This is a genomic window from Marinobacter sp. V34 (assembly GCF_055524115.1).
The window spans coordinates 360,679-376,992 of record NZ_JBUPZY010000004.1 but is presented as its reverse complement, the minus strand read 5'-3'; the positions used below and the strand labels follow the sequence as shown (position 1 = coordinate 376,992).

17 protein-coding genes are annotated in these 16,314 nt (G+C 56.6%); 4 read left to right on the top strand and 13 right to left on the bottom strand.

Translation table 11 applies throughout. The features are described 5' to 3' along the window. Positions 1 to 116: 116 nt before the first annotated feature. The gene (locus AC0B60_RS09470) at positions 117 to 890 is read right to left on the bottom strand and encodes a hypothetical protein (protein ID WP_465085565.1); all 774 of its coding nucleotides are present in this window, start codon (positions 888 to 890) and stop codon (positions 117 to 119) included. 233 nt (positions 891 to 1,123) lie between these two features. Between AC0B60_RS09470 and AC0B60_RS09465 the strand changes: the two genes are divergently transcribed. Further along, positions 1,124 to 2,134, top strand: a complete 1,011-nt coding sequence (locus AC0B60_RS09465; protein WP_465085563.1) for a LysR family transcriptional regulator — start codon at positions 1,124 to 1,126, stop codon at positions 2,132 to 2,134. On the opposite strand, the gene AC0B60_RS09460 is transcribed toward AC0B60_RS09465, so the two are convergent. The 8 genes from AC0B60_RS09460 to AC0B60_RS09425 form a co-directional block, all read right to left on the bottom strand. Continuing rightward, positions 2,123 to 3,088 (bottom strand): GNAT family N-acetyltransferase, encoded by a 966-nt coding sequence (locus AC0B60_RS09460; protein WP_465085561.1) that lies wholly within the window; start codon positions 3,086 to 3,088, stop codon positions 2,123 to 2,125. The two genes, AC0B60_RS09465 and AC0B60_RS09460, sit on opposite strands and share 12 nt — an antisense overlap. 29 nt (positions 3,089 to 3,117) lie before the next feature. Continuing rightward, a complete protein-coding gene (locus AC0B60_RS09455; protein WP_465085560.1) occupies positions 3,118 to 4,269 on the bottom strand; it encodes a JmjC domain-containing protein in 1,152 nt (383 codons plus the stop codon). Between the two features lie 3 nt (positions 4,270 to 4,272). Then, positions 4,273 to 5,640, bottom strand: coding sequence for an adenylosuccinate lyase (gene purB / locus AC0B60_RS09450; RefSeq protein ID WP_465085558.1), 1,368 nt, complete (start codon positions 5,638 to 5,640; stop codon positions 4,273 to 4,275). Positions 5,641 to 5,718: 78 nt separating this feature from the next. Then, positions 5,719 to 6,363, bottom strand: a complete 645-nt coding sequence (gene hflD, locus AC0B60_RS09445) for a high frequency lysogenization protein HflD (RefSeq protein ID WP_465085556.1) — start codon at positions 6,361 to 6,363, stop codon at positions 5,719 to 5,721. After that, on the bottom strand, positions 6,360 to 7,520 hold the full coding sequence (gene mnmA, locus AC0B60_RS09440; protein WP_465085554.1) for a tRNA 2-thiouridine(34) synthase MnmA: 1,161 nt from the start codon (positions 7,518 to 7,520) through the stop codon (positions 6,360 to 6,362). Before mnmA ends, hflD begins: the two co-directional genes overlap by 4 nt. 49 nt (positions 7,521 to 7,569) lie before the next feature. Further along, the gene (locus AC0B60_RS09435; RefSeq protein ID WP_465085552.1) at positions 7,570 to 8,019 is read right to left on the bottom strand and encodes an NUDIX hydrolase; all 450 of its coding nucleotides are present in this window, start codon (positions 8,017 to 8,019) and stop codon (positions 7,570 to 7,572) included. Next, complete coding sequence (locus AC0B60_RS09430) at positions 8,016 to 8,657, bottom strand: pseudouridine synthase (protein WP_465085550.1); 642 nt, start codon at positions 8,655 to 8,657, stop codon at positions 8,016 to 8,018. Before AC0B60_RS09430 ends, AC0B60_RS09435 begins: the two co-directional genes overlap by 4 nt. A 198-nt stretch (positions 8,658 to 8,855) precedes the next feature. Continuing rightward, on the bottom strand, positions 8,856 to 9,179 hold the full coding sequence (locus AC0B60_RS09425; RefSeq protein ID WP_465085548.1) for a cold shock domain-containing protein: 324 nt from the start codon (positions 9,177 to 9,179) through the stop codon (positions 8,856 to 8,858). Positions 9,180 to 9,528: 349 nt separating this feature from the next. Between AC0B60_RS09425 and clpS the strand changes: the two genes are divergently transcribed. From clpS to AC0B60_RS09410, 3 genes are all read left to right on the top strand, one after another. After that, positions 9,529 to 9,888: an ATP-dependent Clp protease adapter ClpS gene (clpS, locus tag AC0B60_RS09420; protein WP_137434762.1), complete on the top strand. Its 360-nt coding sequence runs from the start codon at positions 9,529 to 9,531 to the stop codon at positions 9,886 to 9,888. An 18-nt stretch (positions 9,889 to 9,906) separates the two neighbouring features. Then, entirely contained in the window at positions 9,907 to 12,177 is a 2,271-nt protein-coding gene (clpA, locus tag AC0B60_RS09415; protein ID WP_465085546.1) for an ATP-dependent Clp protease ATP-binding subunit ClpA, read from the top strand. 286 nt (positions 12,178 to 12,463) lie between these two features. Next, on the top strand, positions 12,464 to 13,255 hold the full coding sequence (locus AC0B60_RS09410; RefSeq protein WP_465085544.1) for a putative solute-binding protein: 792 nt from the start codon (positions 12,464 to 12,466) through the stop codon (positions 13,253 to 13,255). 71 nt (positions 13,256 to 13,326) lie between these two features. Here the strand turns inward: AC0B60_RS09410 and infA are convergent, their stop codons facing one another. The 4 genes from infA to trxB form a co-directional block, all read right to left on the bottom strand. Further along, entirely contained in the window at positions 13,327 to 13,545 is a 219-nt protein-coding gene (gene infA, locus AC0B60_RS09405) for a translation initiation factor IF-1 (RefSeq protein WP_007153725.1), read from the bottom strand. Between the two features lie 78 nt (positions 13,546 to 13,623). Further along, entirely contained in the window at positions 13,624 to 14,337 is a 714-nt protein-coding gene (locus AC0B60_RS09400; RefSeq protein WP_465085542.1) for an arginyltransferase, read from the bottom strand. Then, positions 14,338 to 15,051, bottom strand: coding sequence for a leucyl/phenylalanyl-tRNA--protein transferase (gene aat, locus AC0B60_RS09395; RefSeq protein WP_465085540.1), 714 nt, complete (start codon positions 15,049 to 15,051; stop codon positions 14,338 to 14,340). Positions 15,052 to 15,243: 192 nt separating this feature from the next. Continuing rightward, entirely contained in the window at positions 15,244 to 16,194 is a 951-nt protein-coding gene (gene trxB, locus AC0B60_RS09390; protein WP_465085538.1) for a thioredoxin-disulfide reductase, read from the bottom strand. Positions 16,195 to 16,314 lie beyond the last annotated feature (120 nt).

Below are 16,314 nucleotides of genomic sequence, written 5' to 3'. Positions count from 1 at the left end.
TTAAAACGGTGTCACGGGTCAGGCGATAGGATAGCCGCTTTTGGAATGCAGTTGTCACGGCGTTTCACGGTCCCTGTTATAACGTTTCGGTGGTTTATGCGGGCGCCAGCCGACGCTTAGTCGTCGTAGTCGGCTTTCTTGCGCCACTCATCGTCATGGAGGAATGTATCCCATTCCTTGTCCAGGCTCGACTGGCCCTCGGTGGCGGCACTGTGTTCTTCGTCTCCCTTTATGGCCTCCAGTTCCTTAATGCGGGTACGGAAACTTTTAACGGCTTTCATGGCCATCGGGTTGTCCCTGGATTTGCCCATTTCGGTACTGGCCAGATGATAGGCGTGAATGGCCTTTCGAATCTGGTTCTGCTTCACATAATCGCGTGCCTGAAACACATGTAGGTCGGCATGGGTCTTGTGTACCAGGAACAACACGAACTTCAGGTTTTTCTTGGCTGTGGCACTATCAATCTTGCCAGCCTTGTGCATGCTTTCGATCATCTTGAACAGATTCTGCAGCAGTTCCTGGACATAGGTGGACTTTTCTGGGGAATCGATCTTGATCGGAGTGCGCTTGTCTTCGCCGTCCATAACGGACTTTTTCAGCTGTTGTACAGCACTCAGTCGTTCTTCAACGGGCTGCTCAGATTTAAGGCTCTGGAGGTCTTTGCAAGACTCCTCCATTCGCTTGATCAATAACAGTTTGAGATCTGCAGTGAAATACTGGCCCGGGATCTCGGAGAGCAGGCGGCTGGCTCTGTTGTAGTTGTCTTCCAGGGCCGTTGTTTTACGAATACGCTCGATACGTGCGCGTTCTCGCATCTGACTGGCCACAATAATAATGATCGAAACAGTAACGACAGCCGCCAATAGCAGCACAATCATTGTGGTATCCATCTTTTTGCAAACACTCCGGCTAAATGGACAGGCCACTGGCAGCTCCGGTTACACAAAAAAATCCGGAGAAATCCAGCAAGTATCCGGAAGATTAGCAGAAAACCCGGGATGATTCCGTTCTGAAATGTGAAAGATTGCAGCTTCATATCAATTCGATGAATTGATACTCTGTCAGTCATTATTCTGGTGAATAAACATCGTTTTTTTGAGTTACCGTCGATAGAGGCCGTTTCATGGACATTTCCCGGGTAGATCTCAATCTGCTTGTTTATCTTGATGTACTGTTGCGAGAGCGGAACGTCACCAAAGCTGCTAATCATCTTGGGATTACCCAACCCGCGATGAGCAATGGTCTACGCCGATTGAGAGACCTGTTTGGAGATCCGCTGCTGGTTCGTACCAGCGAAGGAATGACTGCGACCGAGCGTGCCACTGAGCTGCAACCGCTGGTGCGGAGCATTCTTTCCGATATTGAGCAGGCGGTTCACGAGAAAACCGCGTTCGCGGCTATGGAAAGTCAGCGAGTGTTCCGGATCATGGCCAGTGATTACGCGGAATCCTGTCTGATGCCACGGGTACTCCGTCGGATTCGCCAGGAAGCACCCCACGCTACTCTGGATGTTCTTACACCCAGTGACGTGAGTTTCCTCGACGTGGAGCAGGGGCGCCTTGATATGGCGATCAACCGTTTTGACAAGATTCCCCAGTCGTTCCACCAGAAAACCCTGTGGACGGAGTACTTTGCCTGTCTGATGAATGCACGTAACCCTATCTTGAAGGAGCCATTTACCCTCGATACCTACCTGGACGCCAGTCATATCTGGGTCAGCAAGACCGGTTTTGGTGTCGGGGTTGGGGTGAATCCGAAGGACGTCCAGCGTCTGGGGTGGGTGGACGAGGCTTTGTCATTGATGGGCCGAAAACGCCAGATCTCCGTGTTTACGCGGCATTATCAGGTGGCGATGCTGCTGGCGGAGCAGCACGATCTGATCGCCACGCTGCCGTGCCGGGCAGCCTGGCTGCAAAAAGACAACGCCAACCTGGTGGTTAAGGTGCCACCGTTTGAGATACCGCCGTTCGAACTCAAAATGGCCTGGAGCCCGCTATTGCAGCACAACACGGATCACCAGTGGTTACGTAAACTGATTGCCGAAGTGGCGGAAGAGGTAGACGCGGAATTTGCACCGTTCGGAGCACAGTTTGAATCCACCGGGGTGCCCGGTATCCGCCACTCAGAGCGGTAGTTCTCGCAGTTCCAGAGAGCTCCTTCCTGCATCCCACATGCGCTGGAACGACTCAGCCAGCAGCTTGACCCGGCCGCTGTTGGCAAACGTTGCAACGCCTTCCGGCTTGTAGAAGTCATGCCGGTAAACCACGCCTTCGCGGTCCGCGAGCAGAAAGGGCTGGTCGTCCACCGGATAATCCTCGTTCACCAGCCTCAGTTCAATCCGGCTGGGTAGGCGGCGCATCAATTCAACAATCTGGTGACGGCGCTGGACCAGCGGCTTGTCATCGTGAATCAGAAGCCGCACATCACTGAGCCGATGTTGACGGGCCAGGCCGGATAGCAGCTCCCGGAAGCGCAGGCGGTCATAGAGATCATGGTCCAGCACCCGGTCATACAGCCAGAGCCGCTGACGTGCCTGGCCAGCCAGGGAGTCGATCAGTTCTACCATGGTGCTCTCGCGGTCAAACAGCCAGGCGTCCCGATCTTCACCCAACAACATGGGATTCTCACGGGTTGAGTAGGCGTCGTTCACCAGTTTCGGGGTCAGGCAACGCATGTCGACATGGGGGATTCCGGCGTCGTCGTAGAGGTCGGAGCACACGTGAAAGCCCGAGCGTTGGTAGAAAGGGATGGCGTGTTCCTGGGCGGAAAGCTGCAGCTCGGTGAACCGCTCTGCGGCTTCGGAGACAAGATGGCGTAGCAGGACTTCGCCCAGACCCTTGCCCCGGTGCGCCGGAAGAATAGCCATGCGGCCGATGTGTGCCGTTTCCTCCAATGTGGAGAACAGGCGGGCGACGCCAACGGGGGTGTTGTCGGGCAATACCATCAGGTAGTGGTCGGCAATTTCGTCGGTGTCGTCCCACTCCAGTTCCGGTGGGACTTTTTGCTCGTCCACGAATACGGACTGGCGGATGTTCCGGACATCGGCTGGCGCCAGTTGCCAGCTGTATTTTCGAACCCGTACGTTCATGCTGCCTTCATCCAGGTTTCAGTCAGATGTCAGTCAAAGTACAGAGAGCCTTGGTTGACGAGTGTGCTCAGAAGACCCTGTATGGCATCGTCACCGGCAAAGCTGGCCAGTGCGCCCATGTCCGGGCGAGCGCTGGCACAAAGAAGGGGTGCCAGAGGCCGTGCATCGCCCCTTAGCAGGAACTGTTCGCCATCTACAAACAGGGCGGTCTCGTCCTCGAAGTCATGGTAGGCGAAACGTGAGCCCTCGTTCCAGCGCAATGGGTTGCCGGCCGCAATCAACTCGCCCAGCAACTCTGGTGTAACCGGTTCTTCCGCGGGCACAACGATTTCCAGGCTCTTGGGTGCCGTTGAGTACTGGCCGAACCAGAGTGCCAACTGGCGTTGATCACTGAGTTGGTCGCGGATGAGGCGGTCAAGCCGATGGATAACGTCGGGCTTGATGGCGCCGGGGTTGTCCTGGACCTTCAGGTCCGGATCATCCAGATGGTCAGAGGCATCGGAGCGGCTGCACAGGAAGTCGGTGAAGCCTGTCAGTACATCGTCGACCGTAGGTGCGCGGAACCCGATAGACAGGGTAATGCAGTCGTCCTCGGCGACCCCGTGATGACCAACGCCCGGTGGCAGGTACAGCATGTCTCCCGGTGCCAGGGTTACCGTTTCCTCGCCGTCCCAACTGCTCAGGATTCGTAGCGGCGTACCGTCCACGCGCGGCGAGGTGTGGTCACAATGGCCGCCAAAGGTCCAACGACGGTGCCCCTCGGCTTGCAGAAGGAAGACATCGTACTGATCGTAGTGGGGGCCTACGCTGCCACCTTTTGGCGCGTAGCTGGCCATAATGTCATCCAGCCGCCAGTTGGGTACGAAGCGGAATTCGTCCAGCAGGTCCGCAAAGTCAGGAACCCAGTGGTCAAGACCCTGAACCAGCAGTGTCCAGTGGCTGTCTGGCAGTTTGCTGAAACGCTCAGGCTCGAAAGGGCCGTTGTGCAACTGCCAGGGTTTGCCGTTGTCGTCCTCGATCACAATCCGCGATTCAACAGCGTCCTCGCAGGCCAGTCCTGCCAGTTCGTCGGCTGAGACAGGGCACTCAAAGCCTGCAAAGGCCTGGCGGATGACCATTGGTTTTTTTTGCCAGTAGTCCCGCAGGAATTCCTGGGCGGGCATTCCGCCGGGCAGTTGCATGGTTCAGATATCCCGTGCCTGTTGCGTGGCGTTGCCAATGTAAGAGCCGGGAGTGAGTGCCATCAGTTCCGCCTTGGCGGCATCTGGAATCTCCAGTGATTCCACAAAGGCCTTGATCACATCCGGTGTCATGGCCTTGCCACGGGTCAGCGCCTTCAATTTTTCGTAGGGCTTCTCGATGTTGTACCGGCGCATAACGGTTTGGATCGGCTCTGCCAGTACTTCCCAGGCGTGGTCCAGGTCCTTGTCCAGGCTTGTCGGGTTGATTTCCAGTTTGCCCAGACCTTTCAGGGTGGCCTCGTAGGCAATCAGGCTATGGGCGAAACCCACACCGAGGTTGCGCAAAACCGTTGAGTCGGTCAGGTCCCGCTGCCAGCGGGAAATCGGCAGCTTGGCAGATAGATGACTGAACAGGGCGTTGGCGATGCCCAGGTTGCCTTCTGAATTCTCGAAATCAATCGGATTGACCTTGTGAGGCATGGTGGAGGAGCCCACTTCGCCCTCCACGGTTTTCTGCTTGAAGTAGCCCAGGGAGATGTAGCCCCAGATATCCCGGTCCAGATCGATCAGGATGGTGTTGAAGCGCGCAATGGCGTCGTAGAGCTCCGCGATGTAATCGTGGGGTTCAATCTGGGTGGTATACGGGTTCCAGTCCAGGCCCAGGCTTTCAATGAAGTCTTTGGCGTTCTGGGCCCAGTCAATCGATGGGTAAGCAGACAGGTGGGCGTTGTAGTTGCCCACGGCCCCGTTGATCTTGCCCATCAACTCCACCGCGCGAATCTGTTTTACCTGCCTGCGCAAGCGGTGAACCACGTTGGCCAGTTCCTTGCCGACGGTGGAGGGCGATGCCGTCTGGCCATGGGTGCGGGACAGCATGGGTTGTTCCGCGTGCTCATGGGCCAGTTCTGCCAATCGGTCGACGATGCGGTTCATCGCTGGTAACAGACCGTGGTCCAGTCCTTCTCGTAGCATCAGCGCGTGGGAGAGATTGTTGATGTCCTCGGAGGTGCAGGCAAAATGCACGAATTCGGTAACGGCGTGCAATTCGGGAACATCAGCAATTTTTTCCTTGATGAAGTATTCCACCGCCTTTACGTCATGATTGGTGGTGCGTTCAATGCCCTTGATCCGTTCCGCGTCTGCCAGTTTGAACTCTGAAATCATTTGATCCAGGAACTGGTTGGCTTCGGCAGAGAAGGCCGGCACTTCGGTGATGCCGGGATGGGTCGCCAGTTTCTGCAACCAACGGAGTTCAACGGTCACGCGGTTCCTGATTAGGCCATATTCGCTGAAAATGTCACGAAAAACGCTGACTTTGCTGCCATAGCGTCCGTCGACCGGGGAAATGGCGGTCAGGGCGTTGAGTTCCATCGAAAACCTCTCAAGTCATCAAAGATACGGTCAAAAGAAAACTGGGGGCGCATATGATACACCAGCGGCGGTCGGGATTCAGTCGTAAACCGAGCGGTTAGCCTTCTCAGCCAGTTCCCGGGCGGTCATGATGACCTTGCGGCGGGTAAATATGAGCTGCCAGCGGCGGCCGCCGGTCTGGTGCCAAAGGATCGCGGAGCGAATGCCGGCGAGTAACAGGGCACGTACCTTGGCAGCGTTCTCCTCACGTTGAAGAATCGTGGGCTCACCACTGACCTGGATGCGTTGGCTGAAGGTGCTGACGGTATCTGTGTAAATCGACGCCACGTTGGCAATCAGGTTGCTGTGGCTGTAGCCAAAGTGGCTTGCGGTGTGCCGGGCCTGATCGATCCGGCTGCCTATCACATCCAGCATATCGCTGTTTCGACGAAGCTTGGAAGACAAGTTGATCAGGTTCAGCGCGTAACGCAGTACTTCTATGTCCTGCTGCTTGCTCTGTTGGCTCAGTACGCTGGCGAGAGTGGAAAGGCCTTCACGCAGATCCTTCAGTTCACCGCCGAACACATCAAGGGTAGTATCAGGCTGCGTGGCGAACAGCGAACGCAAGCAGGTTTCGAAGCTGGACTCCGCACACTGGCCTGAGTGGGCTACTTGCTGAACCAGAGCAGATGCCTGGAAGACGCCCGCCAGAGCCAGGGTCTGGTCGTGTATCGATCGGCTCATACGCCGGCTCCTTCCGCCTGGTTTTCAGTTCCTGTGGGAGCCTGCTCACCGTCCCGCCAGGTTTGTTCAATAACGCCCCCACCCAGGCAGACCTCGTCATGATAGAACACAACCGACTGGCCTGGAGTGACGGCTCGCTGGGCGTCGTCAAAGATTACCCTGAATCCGTTGTCCAGGGCCGTCAGGGTGCAGTCCTGGTCCGGTTGGCGGTAGCGGGTCTTGGCCTTGCAGCGGAATTCCGTCGCTGGTGGTTCACCGGCAATCCAGTCCACCGGGCCGCTGATCAGTCCCCGGGAGAACAGCAGGGGGTGGTGCTTGCCCTGAACGGCAATCAGTGCATTGCGGGACAGGTCTTTCTCTACGACGTACCAGGGGTCGTCGCCAAACTCACTCAGGCCGCCAATGCCCAGACCCTGGCGCTGGCCAATGGTGTGGTACATCAGGCCCTGATGGCGGCCGATCACCTTGCCATCGGGGGTCTCGATGTTGCCTGGCTGTGCGGGAATGTACTGTTTAAGGAAGTCCCGGAACTTGCGTTCCCCGATAAAGCAGATACCGGTGGAGTCCTTTTTGTCGTGGGTAATGAAGCCTTGTTCGGCGGCAATACGACGTACTTCCGGCTTTTCCAATTCGCCCACCGGGAAAAGGGTGCGGGCAATACGTTCGCCGGAAACGGCGTGTAGGAAATAACTCTGGTCCTTGTTGGGGTCAAGGCCCTTGAGCAGTTCGGCTCCGCCACTGCCGTCGTTCAGAGGCCGCTGGCGGGTGTAATGGCCGGTGGCAATGTAGTCGGCACCCAGGGTAATGGCGTAATCGAGAAACGCCCGGAATTTCACTTCTTTGTTGCAGAGAATATCCGGATTTGGGGTCCGGCCGGCTTTGTATTCCGACAGGAAGTGCTCGAATACCCGATCCCAGTATTCCGCGGCAAAGCTGGCGGTATGCAGTGTAATACCGATGGTTTCCGCTACTGCCTGAGCGTCCGCCAGGTCAGTCATGGCGGTGCAGTATTCGGTGCCGTCATCCTCGTCCCAGTTTTTCATGAACAGGCCTTCCACCTGGTAACCCTGGTCCTTCAGGAGCCAGGCTGCCACGGAGGAGTCTACGCCGCCGGACATGCCGACAATCACTCGGGTATTTTCAGGTGCTTTAGTCATGTCTGGGTCTGTCGGAGTCAAAAGGGCGGATTCTAGCATTTAAGCCAGGTTACGTCTGCGGCTCGACAATGACATCCAATGGAAAGCGACGTCCGTTTCGGTAATCTTCTATGCACTGCATGACCAGAGGGCTTCGAAGCCGGTCAGCCTGTGCACGGATTTCACCGGGTGTTAACCAGTGGGCGGCGATAATGCCGTCGTCCAGCTCATCGGTCACGCGGCTCAGGGCTCGGGCCGAGAAGCAAAACCGGTAGTAGGTAACGCCGTTGGCGGGGGCCGTATAGGTGTAGACACCCAGGAAGTGTTCAGGTGACACCTCCCAGCCAGTCTCCTCCAGGGTTTCCCGCTGTGCGGCGTCAAGAATCTTTTCGCCTTCCTCCACGTGGCCCGCGGGTTGGTTGAACACCACTTGGCCATGGCTGAGCTCCTCCACCAGTAAAAAACGGCCCTGGTCATCTTCAACAATAACGGCAACTGTGGCGTGGGGTTTCCAGGTCATGGGCGGTGGCGCCTCCGGGGCGGGTGTTTGCGAAATTTCGCCGGCTTCCGCGCCGCCTTTCCGGGCGGGGGTGACGGCACATGTACTGAGGACGCCCTGTATTCGCCGGGCGAAAGCCCATCCAGGGTCCAGTCTCCAATACCATAGCGAACCAATCGTAGGGTAGGGAAGCCGACTGCCGCGGTCATGCGACGGACCTGCCGATTTTTACCCTCGGTAATGGTGATCTTCACCCAGCTTGTGGGGATCGCTGCCCGGTGCCGCACCGGTGGGTTTCTGGGCCAAATTTCTGGCGGTGCCATTGTCGATACCTCGGCCGGCCGAGTTTTACCGTCTTTCAGTGCTACGCCTTCTCGCAGTTTGTTCAGAGCCGTTTCGCTGATCTCGCCTTCAACCTGAACCCAATAAGTCTTTGGCATTTTTAGCCGTGGAGAGGCAATTCGATTCTGCAGCTGTCCGTCGTCCGTCAGCAGCAGGAGACCTTCCGAGTCATAGTCGAGCCGCCCAGCAGGGTAGATAGCTGGGATTGTGAGCCAGTCGGCGAGGGTGGCGCGGAGGCTGCCGTCCTTGCTGCCTTTTTCGTCGGTGAACTGGCACAGTACCTGGAACGGTTTATTGAACAGAATCAGCGTTGCCATGGTGGCAAATGAACCTTGATTTGGGGAACAGAATTTGAAAAGGCGCACTATGCCAGAAGTAAGAAAAGGGGAGCGCTAGGCCGCAGGGCCCGGTCGCACCAGCTGGTTGCGGAGCGACCGAACGTCCGGACACGGACGGACTCGCCGGTCATCGTCATCGTGGGCCGGTGTTGCCTGCCTGGGCAGTGGCGTCAGCAGTCAGGCATTTGCTGCGCGAGGATGATCCTGGTATCCACTGTCCTGGTTTTGCTCCACGTCGTCGTCACTGCCAGATGTTTTCTCAGAAGCATTCTCCTGTGAGGTCTGCTTCTGTGGCTGCTCTTCCGGGACAATGTTGACCGCGTGGATACCCTTGTCGCTGGGCTTTTTATCGAAGGTAACGGCCTGACCGGCCTTTAAGGTTTTGTAACCTTCCATTTGCACTGAAGAGAAGTGAGCAAACAGATCGTCACTGCAGCCTTCCTCGATAATGAAGCCATAACCCTTGGCATTGTTAAACCACTTTACCTTGCCTCTTGGCATGATGAACTCCCCTGTTCTTTCACTGTCAGTGTCTTTGTTATTGATGTTATTACCGAGCGTTTTGCCTTGCACGGATTGCAGCCTGTTACAGACACTGTTTACGGTTCTACGGTTGCCGCTACAGGCTTCTTACGCCAATTTACAATATTTTACATTGCTATCGTACTGTTGACCAATATTCGCTCAGAGTCAATAGCAGTTATAGCCGGAATGTATGGTTGAACCGGGGGGAGAGCCTGTATCATGACCAGATTGATAACCAGCGCACGCCCGGTTCTGTCCAGTACCTTGAAAACCGGGTTGCAGACAACCATCTTTAGGACGAGGCACCGATTTCCGGTAAAGAATCATGCGGACTATCCAGAATTCTCTACTAGTATTAAATCAGGGAGAGGACGAACAACCCGGGCGTCAGGACGATGTCAGTGTTGCTCCCGAGAAGCCGGCCCTCAAGCGCCCCGCGCGTTTCAGGGTTCTGCTTCTGAATGACGATTACACACCCATGGATTTCGTCGTGGATGTGTTGATGACCTTCTTCGGAATGAACGAAGAAAAGGCGACGCAGGTGATGCTGCTCGTCCATACGCAGGGAAAGGCTGTATGCGGGGTATATACCCGGGACATCGCGGAAACAAAGGCGGCACAGGTGAACCAGTATTCCTCGGAATGCGAACATCCGCTCCTTTGCGAGATTGAACGTGCGGACTGATAGACCTTGGGGTGGCCCATGCTGAGCAAAGATCTTGAAATTACATTGAATACGGCTTTCAAAAGTGCCCGCGACAAGCGTCATGAGTTCATGACCGTCGAGCATCTTTTGCTGGCCTTGCTCGACAACGAATCGGCAGTGGGCGTCCTGAAAGCATGTGGTGCAGATTTGGCCCGGCTTCAGGAAGAACTCGTAGAGTTTGTGGATTCAACCACACCACTGATCCCCAGCAACGACAGCGAGCGGGAAACACAACCCACGCTCGGATTCCAGCGCGTGCTTCAGCGTGCTGTCTTTCACGTGCAATCCTCTGGCAAGAAGGAGGTGACCGGCGCCAATGTGCTGGTGGCTATCTTCAGCGAGCAGGAAAGCCAGGCGGTATACGTGCTCAAGAAGCAGAGCATCGCCCGCATTGACGTGGTGAATTTCGTTTCCCACGGCATTTCCCGCGTCCAGGGTGCCGAGGATCAGGAGGGTCACGACCAAGCGTCCCACGAAGAGGCTGGAGAGGAAGGCGGAGCATCCCGTCCTCTGGAAAGCTATGCAACCAACCTGAACGAACAGGCTCGCCAGGGCCGCATTGATCCGTTAATCGGCCGCGAGCACGAGGTCGAACGGGTGGTTCAGATACTGGTTCGCCGTCGCAAGAACAACCCGCTCCTGGTGGGTGAGGCCGGCGTAGGCAAAACCGCGATTGCCGAAGGCCTTGCCAAGCGCATTGTGGATAGCCAGGTGCCGGAGATCATTTCCGATGCGGTGGTTTATTCGCTCGACCTGGGCGCACTGCTGGCCGGCACCAAGTACCGGGGTGATTTCGAGAAGCGGCTGAAAGGGCTGCTTGCGGAACTGAAGAAAGAGAAGCACGCGATCCTGTTCATCGATGAAATACACACCATCATTGGTGCCGGTTCTGCGTCCGGTGGTGTGATGGATGCCTCCAACCTGCTCAAGCCCATGCTGAGCTCTGGGGAAATCCGTTGCATTGGTTCCACTACTTTCCAGGAATTCCGTGGCATTTTCGAGAAAGACAGTGCGCTGGCTCGCCGTTTCCAGAAAATTGATGTAAACGAACCCAGCGTTGAGGATACCTACCAGATCCTCAAGGGGTTGAAACCCCATTTCGAGAAACATCACGACCTGAAATACACCGATCAGGCGCTGCGTGTGGCGGCGGAACTGTCCGAGCGCTATATCACTGACCGTCATCTGCCGGACAAGGCGATTGATGTGATCGATGAAGCAGGGGCCCACCAGCGCCTGCTCGCGGTGTCCAAACGCAAGAAGACGGTCGACGTGTCAGAAATCGAGGATGTGGTGGCCAACATCGCCCGCATCCCGCCGAAGAACGTGTCCACCAGCGACAAGGACCTGCTGCGCAACCTGGAGCGGGATCTCAAGATGGTGGTCTTCGGGCAAGATCCGGCTATCGAGTCACTGTCCACCGCCATCAAGCTGGCCCGTGCCGGCCTGAAGGCGCCGGAGAAGCCGGAGGGGGCCTTCCTGTTTGCCGGCCCCACGGGTGTGGGCAAGACCGAAGTCACCAAGCAACTGGCCAAGGTGCTGGGTATTGAGTTGGTGCGCTTCGACATGTCCGAATACATGGAACGGCATACTGTATCCAGGTTGATCGGTGCGCCTCCGGGCTATGTCGGGTACGACCAGGGTGGTCTGCTGACGGAATCCGTGAGTAAGCATCCGCATTGTGTACTGTTGTTGGATGAGATCGAGAAGGCCCATCCGGAAGTTTTTAACCTGCTGTTGCAGGTGATGGATCACGGTACGCTAACAGACAACAACGGTCGTAAGGCTGATTTCCGCCATGTGATTCTGGTGATGACCACCAACGCCGGTGCTGAGAGCTTGGCCCGCCGTTCCATTGGCTTCAGCGAGCAGGACCACAGCACGGACGGTATGGAGATTATTTCCAAGACCTTCACGCCGGAGTTCCGCAACCGCCTGGATGGCATTATCCAGTTCGGTGATCTCCAGCCGGCCACCATCACCCACGTGGTGGACAAGTTCCTGACCGAACTGCAGGCACAGCTGGATGAAAAACATGTGGTGCTCCACGTCGATGACGCCGCGAAAGAGTGGCTGGCAGAGATGGGCTACGACGTCACCATGGGCGCGCGCCCGATGGCACGCCTGATCCAGGACAAGATCAAGCGCCCCTTGGCGGAGCAGATACTGTTCGGTCGGCTGTCAGAACACGGTGGCGACGTACACATTCACCTCAAGGATGGCGAACTGCAATTTGAGTATGAGGACGAACCAGCCGAGGCGGTATAAGCACGCTTGACCGGTTTTTAGACTCCTGAAAAGGCCATGTTGGAAACAGCATGGCCTTTTTTGTCTGTAGAGGCTCGCCAATTGGCTCTGTTGAACGGCCACCCCTGACATTGTCGTCAATCCAATTCCTTCACTTCTCTGTCAAATTGTTGTCTGACAGTCAGATTACCTGACGCGAGGACGCTGCAATCTGCGTTTCCGTAAGACAACAATGATAAGGAGAGCCGGGAGATGAAAGCGTTATCCATGCTTTTGTTGGTGGTGCTCGGCCTTACAGGCTGGAGCAGTGCCGGTGACCGATATGGGGGCTCGTAAATTCAACGATTTTTCAGGCTCCATCAGCGCCATCGGGGCTGTTCCCTATTACGAGGACCTGAAAGTGCTGCTCCATATTCTGGCCAGCCCCAGGGTGGATCATCATCTCGAGCAGAATGGATACGAGGTGTTGGGTGTGACGCCGATGGGAGCCGCTTATCTGTTTGTGAATGATCGGAGTATTGATCAGGTAGGCGCTTTGAAAGGTAAACGGATTACCGTGTTTGAGGGGCACCACGATGCTCGCCATATGGTTGAGTATGATGGCGCGGTACCGGTTACGGCGAAGATTTCCAGCTTTGCCAGCCTGTTCAATTCCGGCGAGGCTGATATCAGTTATGCGCCGGCGGCTGCCTACGAGGTTCTGGAGATGTTCCGGGGTATGGGCAGCAAAGGCGGTATCGTCGATTATCCGGTAGGGCAGGTGACCGTTCAGTTGATCGCCCGGGCGGATGAGTTCGACGATGCTTTTGTCAGGAAGTCACGGCGGATCATGTCCAGGCTTTATCCGGAGGCCATGCGTATTGTAAGGCAGTATGAACGGTCGATTCCCGAGGAGCGCTGGGTCGAGATTTCACCCGAGGCCGTTCGGGGTTACCAGGAAATGCTGCGTAGTGTGAGGATTGATATGCAGCAGTCCACTGAAGACTCGGGCGTGCTGGCTGCGGGTGTGTACCACGACGACATGATGACGATACTGCGTAAGGTGCGGTGTTATACCAATCCAGGCGCGATGGAATGTTCGGCTGACAATCGGGAATAGTGGCGCCAGGTTAGAGAGGCCTGAAAACAAAAAAGCCCCGATACTCGGGGCTTTCAAGTCTCATAAAGCTATCAGCGGGCGCGGTAAACGATGCGTCCCTTGCTCAGGTCGTACGGGGTCAGTTCTACCTTGACCTTGTCGCCTGTCAGAATGCGGATGTAGTTTTTGCGCATCTTGCCAGAAATGTGAGCGGTCACAATATGGCCGTTTTCGAGTTCAACCCGGAACATGGTGTTTGGAAGCGTATCAACAATAACGCCTTCCATTTCAATAGCATCGGACTTCGCCATTCAGTAAAAACCTCGTAAATTGGCTTGCTGTGATTTTAAATTGCGCAATTCTGCCTGATTTACCGCCATTTGGCAAAATCAGTTCACTTCCATGGTGTGCCATTGCCCGTCCCGAAGCGCTTCGATCGGGCGGAATCGTGTTTTATAGTTCATTTTCCGACATTCTTCGATCCAATACCCCAGATACAGGTGCGGAAGCCCCAGCCGTTTTGCTTCCTCTATCTGCCAAAGCACCGCAAAGGTGCCCAGGCTTCGGCTTTCGTAGGCAGGATCAAATACGGTATAGATGGCAGACAGGCCTTCGTCCAGCATGTCCACGGCGGCCAGGCCAACCAGCTTTTGTCCGTCCATGATTTCGACGAACCAGGAATCGGTGGCGCCTTCCACCAGGAATGACATGAATTGTTCCCGGGAGGGTGGGTACATGTCTCCGTCAGAGTGCCGTTGCTCAATATAATTCGCGTAGAGACTGTAATACCGTTCCGAGAAGGTTGCCTTGACCATGCGGCAACTAAGGTCGGCATTCTTTTTCATGACCCTGCGTTGGCTGCGGTCTGGCTGGAACTCTTCCACCTTGAGCCTGACAGGAACACAGGCATTGCAGTTTTCGCAGTGCGGTCGATAGTAATGCGAGCCGCTTCGACGGAAGCCCAGGGCGGTCAGCTGGCTGTATAGCCGCTTGTCCACATGCGCCCTCGGGTCGACGAACATGGTGGTTGCTTCGCGATCTGGCAGGTAACTGCAGTCGTGGGCCGGCGTGGCAAAAAACACCAGGGTCCTGAGATTGCTCATTCACACCTCCGGGCCGGGCCACTGCCACCGGAAGGTCCAGTCGCTGTGGTCCGGACTACTGTCGACGCATGTCCTGAGTATAGATAAAAATTCGCTGCGAGGGATACTCCGTGCGCCCATCCGCAATAGATGGCCGCTTTCCACCTGGCAATCCATGATCTGATAGCCCCAGTCCCGGAGCTGGTTGGCAAGATGAACCATCAGTACTTTCGAGGCGTTGGTTTCCAGTGAAAACATCGATTCGCCAAAAAAACAACGGCCAATCGCCAGGCCGTACATTCCGCCAGCCAGTTCTCCTTTCGGGTTCCACACTTCGATGGAGTGGGCGATCCCCTGTTTATGAAGCTGGCCATAGCTGTCAATCATATCCTGGGTGATCCAGGTGCCTTCGGCACGGGTGTTGGCGCAGAGGCGAATGATGCGGGGGAAGGCCTGGTCGGTGGTGATGGTGAAATGGCCCCGGTTGAGGGTGCGCCGGAGGCTTCTGGATACGTGGATTTGTCCTGGGAAAAGGACGCATCTGGGGCTGGGGGACCACCAGAGTATGGGCTGGTCGTCGCTGAACCAGGGGAAGATGCCGTTGCGGTAGGCGAGTTTGAGCCGCTCCGTGGATAGGTCACCGCCCACTGCCAGCAATCCGTCTGGGTCGTCCAGGGCCTGTTCGGCGGGGGGGAACCAGAGTTGGTCGGGGTCTAGCCAGGGTAGTGACGTCATCTCGGTCCGGAGTTAGTGCTCGAGTGTTGGTGGAGTCGGCGAATGGTCACGGATGTCTGAAACACGCTCGAGCACGTCCGTGTGGCGCTTGGGCTCCGCCATCCATGGCTCCGCACAGTTTCAGACACCCGCCTCCACCCGCCTTTTCAGACCTGGGAGTTACCTGCCTTGGCTTTGATCGAATTCCGTTGTTCAGTCCTGATCCAGGAACTTTTCCGCGTCCAGCGCTGCCATGCAGCCGAAGCCTGCAGAGGTGACGGCCTGGCGGTAGACGTGGTCGGCTACGTCGCCTGCGGCGAATACGCCCGGTACGCTGCTCTGGGTGGCCATGCCTTCCAGGCCGGAGCGGATTTTGATGTAGCCGTTTTCCATGTCCAACTGGCCCTGGAACAGGTCGGTGTTGGGTTTGTGGCCGATGGCGATGAATACGCCAGCCAGGTCCATTTCCTGGGTGGACTCGCCCTTGGTGCTTTTGATGCGCATGCCGGTGACGCCGGTGCCGTCGCCGAGAACTTCGTCCAGGGTGTGGTCCCAGATGATGTTGACGTTGCCGTTTTCGGCTTTTTCGAACAGTTTGTCCTGCAGGATTTTTTCAGCGCGCAGGCTGTCGCGGCGATGTACCAGGGTGACTTCGTTGGCGATGTTGGAGAGGTACAGCGCTTCTTCAACAGCGGTGTTGCCACCGCCGATGACGGCGACTTTCTGTTTCTTGTAGAAGAAGCCGTCGCAGGTGGCGCAGGCGGAGACGCCTTGGCCCTTGAACTTTTCTTCCGAGTCCAGGCCCAGGTACATGGCGGAGGCGCCAGTGGCGATGATCAACCCGTCGCAGGTGTATTCGCCGCTGTCGCCCTTGAGGCGGAAGGGACGGTTGCGCAGGTCGGCTTCGTTGATGGTGTCGTAGACCACCTGGGTCTCGAAACGCTCGGCGTGCTTGAGCATCCGCTGCATCAGTTCGGGGCCCTGCACGCCGTCGTTGTCGCCCGGCCAGTTGTCCACGTCGGTGGTGGTGGTCAGCTGCCCGCCGACTTCGATGCCGGTGATCAGCGTGGGCTTGAGGTTGGCGCGGGCGGCGTAGACAGCGGCAGTGTAGCCGGCGGGGCCGGAGCCTAGGATGATCAGTCTGGAGTGTTTGGTTTCGCTCATTATGGGTCTCTCGCTAACGAATCTGGACGTGTTGCGCTGGCCGCGTTTTCACGTATTCGGTACGTTGGTCCGGGGGCTGGCCCGGAGGAAAAGGGCAAAAGGCTAACATGAACAGGATTG

What these genes read in the sequence shown, in the direction of transcription:
- AC0B60_RS09470 (WP_465085565.1), bottom strand. Translation starts at nt 890, where the DNA reads ATGGATACCACAATGATTGTGCTGCTATTGGCGGCTGTCGTTACTGTT.
- clpS (WP_137434762.1), top strand. Translation starts at nt 9,529, where the DNA reads ATGCGGACTATCCAGAATTCTCTACTAGTATTAAATCAGGGAGAGGAC.
- AC0B60_RS09465 (WP_465085563.1), top strand. Translation starts at nt 1,124, where the DNA reads ATGGACATTTCCCGGGTAGATCTCAATCTGCTTGTTTATCTTGATGTA.
- purB (WP_465085558.1), bottom strand. Translation starts at nt 5,640, where the DNA reads ATGGAACTCAACGCCCTGACCGCCATTTCCCCGGTCGACGGACGCTAT.
- AC0B60_RS09435 (WP_465085552.1), bottom strand. Translation starts at nt 8,019, where the DNA reads ATGACCTGGAAACCCCACGCCACAGTTGCCGTTATTGTTGAAGATGAC.
- AC0B60_RS09425 (WP_465085548.1), bottom strand. Translation starts at nt 9,179, where the DNA reads ATGCCAAGAGGCAAGGTAAAGTGGTTTAACAATGCCAAGGGTTATGGC.
- infA (WP_007153725.1), bottom strand. Translation starts at nt 13,545, where the DNA reads ATGGCGAAGTCCGATGCTATTGAAATGGAAGGCGTTATTGTTGATACG.
- aat (WP_465085540.1), bottom strand. Translation starts at nt 15,051, where the DNA reads ATGACGTCACTACCCTGGCTAGACCCCGACCAACTCTGGTTCCCCCCC.
- AC0B60_RS09400 (WP_465085542.1), bottom strand. Translation starts at nt 14,337, where the DNA reads ATGAGCAATCTCAGGACCCTGGTGTTTTTTGCCACGCCGGCCCACGAC.
- trxB (WP_465085538.1), bottom strand. Translation starts at nt 16,194, where the DNA reads ATGAGCGAAACCAAACACTCCAGACTGATCATCCTAGGCTCCGGCCCC.
- clpA (WP_465085546.1), top strand. Translation starts at nt 9,907, where the DNA reads ATGCTGAGCAAAGATCTTGAAATTACATTGAATACGGCTTTCAAAAGT.
- hflD (WP_465085556.1), bottom strand. Translation starts at nt 6,363, where the DNA reads ATGAGCCGATCGATACACGACCAGACCCTGGCTCTGGCGGGCGTCTTC.
- AC0B60_RS09455 (WP_465085560.1), bottom strand. Translation starts at nt 4,269, where the DNA reads ATGCAACTGCCCGGCGGAATGCCCGCCCAGGAATTCCTGCGGGACTAC.
- mnmA (WP_465085554.1), bottom strand. Translation starts at nt 7,520, where the DNA reads ATGACTAAAGCACCTGAAAATACCCGAGTGATTGTCGGCATGTCCGGC.
- AC0B60_RS09460 (WP_465085561.1), bottom strand. Translation starts at nt 3,088, where the DNA reads ATGAACGTACGGGTTCGAAAATACAGCTGGCAACTGGCGCCAGCCGAT.
- AC0B60_RS09430 (WP_465085550.1), bottom strand. Translation starts at nt 8,657, where the DNA reads ATGGCAACGCTGATTCTGTTCAATAAACCGTTCCAGGTACTGTGCCAG.